The following is a 5,472-nucleotide window of genomic DNA, read 5'->3' as shown; positions in this document are numbered from 1 at the left end:
TGATGTTGAGAACTATAGGCACACTCTCTAGATGCTTGCAAGTGCTTCTTTGAAACTAGATGGGGAGCAACCCCGCAGGACTACTCCCCATCTAGAAGGAGAAACGTTAGAACACCGCAGATTACTGCAATGATCCATAGCGTTAGAAGAGACATAGGTCCCTCCACTCTCCTAACCCCGCATGGCAACAGGGTAGGTCTAGCGCCTCCACCACTTGCGTACTTCAAGAGAAGTGACACGAGTAGCAAGACCGTTCAGTTGTTCGATTTGCTTTTGCTGGTCTGCCTCGATGCGGTCGAGAGCATCCTTGATGTGGGACCCGCCGTTGTTAGACGTCAAGGTCTTCTTAATGGTCTTCACGTCATCTCGTGTGGTCTTAGAACGCCTCAAGATGACAAAGGCAACAATGGCTGTGATCATGACCGCTGCTCTAGGCCATGTGTCGATCTGCGTTAGGACTGCGCTGAGAATCTCGTGCACTGATGCTGGATCGTCCATCATGACCCCACGAACGTTACAGAGGCGAAGTTTTCAGCACCGTTTGCCGCTAGAGCCAACGTGGCACCTTGGTTGTGCAGCGTGGTCACAGAGATGACGTCTCCTGCTACACACTTGAGGGCTGTTGCTGCTCCCACGATGTTGTTTGTAGTGGTCCAACCAATGATGCGTCCACGGGCCTTCACGTTGCCGTTCAGGTTGATATCAATGATTCGCGCACCTGTGGCGTTAGGTGAGTAGGAGACTGACGCACTCACTACGTACCGCCCGTCCTTGGACACCACCCAACGGTTGTTCGTAGCGTCGTAGGTGATGCCGTCTTCTGTGTCAATGACGTTGTACGGCACGGTGGTAGTGGTGTTGTTAGCAACGTTGAATGTCGTGTTGCGGTACCTGCGGCTGTGCTGTCCTGGCGTTGGCTGCACAAGGTCTCCTGGACCCGCTGAGGCTCCACCAGGTGGGTTAGTGATCGTCACTGCTGCTGTTGCCTCTAGAGGACGGAAACCAACCGTCACTTCCCACGACTCAGGCGTAATGTCATGCTCGATGTTGAGAATGCGGTAACTGGCGTTCAGGCCTGAATCTGTGTGCTTGACCTTGGCAACTCCATACAGGTTCCACATAGCCTCTGAGCCCAAGTGCTGACGTGCGTTGAACTTCACCTGCGAAGCGAAGATTTCAGGGTTTGCATAGACCTTTGCGTAGCGCTCTGCAATCTCTCTAGGTACCCCGTCGTTGACGTCGATGGTCGTTGACTTGCTACCCCACTGAGACTTAGATGCGGCGTTGGTGTAAGGCCCGTAGGTCTTCTCTCCGTCTTCCTCATCCAAGTTGTGACGCTCAATCATGAATTCATTGAATAGTGCTTGCGAACCGAAGTTCGTATCAATGTCGGTGTAATAGTCAACGTCGCCAATGCTCTGACCGAATGACCAATCTGAGCCTGACGAGTGCTTGCCGTAGAGCGTGAACGTCTGACCGTCGGTGCCTTCTGCCTGCCAGCGTGGAGCAATGGCTACTACGTCAGCGGGGATAGTGAACGTGGCCGTGTGGACCGTGGTACTGCTGCCTGTTGCTGTGATCCATGGTGAGTCCACCGAACCGACAGAGCCGTCTGACTTCACGTAGTTCAGGTAAGGCTTGTGCCGGGTGCCTGTCTGGTAGGCCGTGTACTTGAGTGTGTAAGTGTCACCACCGTCAACCTTGAGCCACTTGTCCTTATCGGCCTGCGGTGCACTCTGTGCGCTGTTGACAGGCAGCATGTCGAAGTAGGCAGTCAGACGCCCTGTAGCGAAGTCGAATCGAGACGCCTTGGCTCCTGTGCCTGCTGTCACGTAGTTCCAGCCCGTTGCATTGCTCCAACGCTTGCCAGAGACGTACAGGGAAGCGTCTAGCATCTCCTGGTCGATGACACGTTCCACACCGTCGTACGGGCGGTCACTGAGTAGGACGCTAGGAGAACTGCTCCACGTGTCATATGACTGCATTTGAATATAGCCATTAGTACGGCAGATCAAGAACGCATTCTTAGCAACACTGATCCATCTAAGTTGCTCTGTTGCTGTGGCGTTGTCTTGAACGTCGATGACTACCGGCGTCGATACGTCGGGGTCCGTCGTGCTGTTGTTGACAAACGTGTAATCGATACCCGGCGTCTTGGCTGCCACAGCATTACCTCGCTGAGTCAATGAGCCATTAAATGCCTCAGGAACCTTGAAGTTGTTCACCTGCGACCATGTGTCTGTAGCCTGCAACGTCACACGTGGCTTGCTGTTTGAATAGTTCACGTCAACAGTAGACAAAGTACCGGACCATAGTGTGGACCAGAAGCCGTCAGATAGGTACGTCACACGAACCTTGCGACCAGGACGAACACGAGCGTTCTTCGTTGGGTCAAACACAGGATCGTTCATGACTGCTGAGAGCGTTCCTACCTGTGGTGTATCGACTACACCGTCTAGTTCGTTACCGCGCGTTGTCTTAAGGCTGAATGACTTACCTAGCATGTTCTGCCAGCGTGCACCCGAGTAGAAGGTTGTGTCCTCTACAAGAGCCTTTGAAGAACTGATGACGGTAACGGCCTCCCACGCCTGCATCGTTGAACCCGTCGCGTTGGGTGCAATGAGTTGAATGTGAGCGCGCACTTTCGTTGTCAGTGCTGGTGCTTGACGTGGCTGGAAACTGATGCGTTCCGTGCCAAGTGGGAAGTCAATCGACTCAGTAAATGAGACGTTGTTGACTCCATAGCCATAGACGAATGAGGCCCTGTAGAAAGCNTGTTCGATCACCTGTAGTACGCACCAATTGAAGGGCTGTACCTGTCGTGCCGTAGGTACCTGTCACTCTGCTCAGGGTTCCGAACAGAGATGACCACCCGGTGGTATCTGTTTGTGCTGAGTGGTTACTGATCTGATTCAATGCATCGGATGCATCGATTTCTAGTCTTAGTAGGTTGTAGTTTGCTTCTGCCATGTGTGTTTATCAGATGTTAATTTCTGATGAGTCCTGCCTTTCCTGCGGCCTTGATAGCCTTGTGATATGCGGCACCCATTTGTTCAGGTGTCATTGAGTTATCTACTCTTACTTCAATAGTTACTTGCTGTGCAGTACCCGCGCTTCCTGATGCGGTTACTGGTCGCGCTGTTGCTGCTAGTGATGGTGATGCGAACCCACGCTGTAGTGCTGTGGCTAGACGCTCACCCTTCTTCTTAATGATTCGATCATCTAGACCCATATCTAGACCCTTGACTGCGAACACGCCTAGGCCCTTCATGACACGGCTAGGGCTCTTGATGCCTAGTGCCTTCTTAAGCGCCTTGACCATGGACTTGCCTAGGCTGCCTGCACTCTTGGCAATCTGGGTGTACAGACTCTTCATGCCGTTCATGAAGCCCTTAGCGGCGTCAATGCCAGCCTTGTACATGTCCTTGGACGTCTGAGTACCTAGCGATGCTGCTGCGCTGTTTACCTGGCTCTGTAGGCCGTTAAGTTCCTTGATTGCCTCAGGGCCAGCCTGTGACAGTGCTTCAACGTATGCAGTACCGGTCTCAGGGCCCATAGCAACGATCTGTGCGTACAAATCCTTTGACAGACCATTCTTCGCTAGCCCTGCCAACTTGGTTGTGAAGTTCTTGATGTTGGCTAGACGGTCAGTGAGGAATTTCTTGATTGTGTCAGTTGTTAGATTCTCGTTCTCACCTAGAGCAATGCTGCTGATAGATGCGTACTGACGTGCCTGTTCCTTTACCGTCGCTGCGTATTCCTTTGACTGGTTAACAAGGGATGCGTAACGGACCTTGGCATTGTTGTATAGACCCTTAGCCAAGTCCTTGGCTTGCTTGGCGTATTCCTTCTTTGTGTTGACACCCTGACGACGTACAGCCTTGAGGATGCCTGGCGTTGCCTTGGTTAGACCCTTTTCAAGACCCTGACCAATGAAGACGCCTAGACGTGTTGTGACCTTAGAAGGTGAGGCAATTCCCATCTTCTTACGGATGACCTTAGGAATCTTGCCGACGATTGCATTAACAGCATCCATGACTCTGCCTGCTGCTCCACGGATACCGGCTGTTAGACCATCAACGATGTGTCCACCAATGCCCTTAAGAAGAGACCCGGCACCACTGAATGCGCCCTTGATCTTTCCGGGAATGCCCTTTACAACACCCATCATTGAAGAGACGCCACGGGATACCGCGCCCTTGATGGATGACCAAGCACTAGAGGTCAGGCTCTTGGCTGCACCCCATGCTGATGAGAAGATGCTTCTAATTGCACTGAACGCTGTTGAAACGATGCTGCGTACAACTGATAGACCTGCACGAACAACGGTCTTAATAACGTTGATGTACTGAGAGATAATCGCTCTGATCATCTTGAAAGCACCAGAAACGATGTTCTTTACACCAGTCCATGCACGTGACCAGTCACCTGTTAGGACGCCTGAGAAGACTTGGAAGATGCCCTTGATGACCGTGAATACGCCACGTACGTAGTTCATGACGTTCGTTAGTGACGTCAGTACGTAGGTGGAGAGGATGCCGCCGAAGCGTGCCCATNCCTGGCCGAACTTGGCTGAGGCCTCACCACTACCGGCAGAGAAGGACGAGAAGAACCCCTTGACGGTCTCTACGCCACTCTTGAGCGCGGCCACCAACTTGGGGCCGTTCTCGTTCACATACCCCAACGTCTTGGTTAGGACCGGTAGGAGTGCCGTACCTAGTGAGGCCTTGAGGTTCTCCACCTGTGCGCTGAGACGCTGCTGCTGACCGGCGAGGGTGCCGGACTCCCTACCGAACTGGCCCTGTGCTGATGCGGTTTGCTTGTTCAGTAGTTCTAGGCGGGCCATTTGCTCGGCCTGCTTCTTGGCTGAGCCGGTCAACTTGTCCTGACCCTTGGCCGCTAGACGTGCGTTGACGTCGCTCTGCTTGATCGATACGCCGTAACGCTCAATCGGGTCAGCCTCTCCACGCATGAGGCTTGAGAGGGCAGATACGGCGTCCTTGGTAGTACCGCCGTAGGTTGCTGCTAGGTCGGCACCGATCTTTACAAGGTCATCTGATTGCTTGCCCAACTTAGAAAGGGGCATGCCAGAGTTCTTGAGCATTGCGCCCATGACGTTGGATAGTTCTCGGTAGTCGTTGGCGCTTAGGCCCACCGACTTGGATGCCTTCTGAGAGGCCTTAACTACCCCGTCTGCGTACTTGCCGAAGACCGCTTCTGTAGCACCGATTGACTGCTGTGCATCCGATGCTGCGCGTACTACTTCCTTGGTGGCGCTGATGACTGCTCCACCGGCAAAGGCTGCTGCCATACCACCGGCTGCGAACTTGGCTACTTTGCCAACGCTGCCTAGTTTGCTGTTTACATCGTTAATGCCCTTGACTGCCTTGCGTACATCAGAGGCAATCGTTAGTTGTACTGTTGCTATGTCTTATCGGCGTATGCCTATGTCCTTTCCTCTTGGATATCGTT

The 5,472-nt window shown here is 53.0% G+C and carries 1 protein-coding gene; it reads right to left on the bottom strand.

The features are described 5' to 3' along the window. Positions 1 to 2,775: 2,775 nt before the first annotated feature. Positions 2,776 to 2,970: hypothetical protein (locus ASF38_RS19370; protein ID WP_235497634.1), on the bottom strand; the 195-nt coding region annotated here is incomplete at its 3' end. Positions 2,971 to 5,472 lie beyond the last annotated feature (2,502 nt).

It is taken from the genome of Aeromicrobium sp. Leaf272 (assembly GCF_001422865.1).
Lineage (GTDB): Bacteria > Actinomycetota > Actinomycetes > Propionibacteriales > Nocardioidaceae > Aeromicrobium.
The sequence above is the reverse complement of the archived record's forward strand: the minus strand, read 5'-3'. Positions and strand labels throughout refer to the sequence as shown.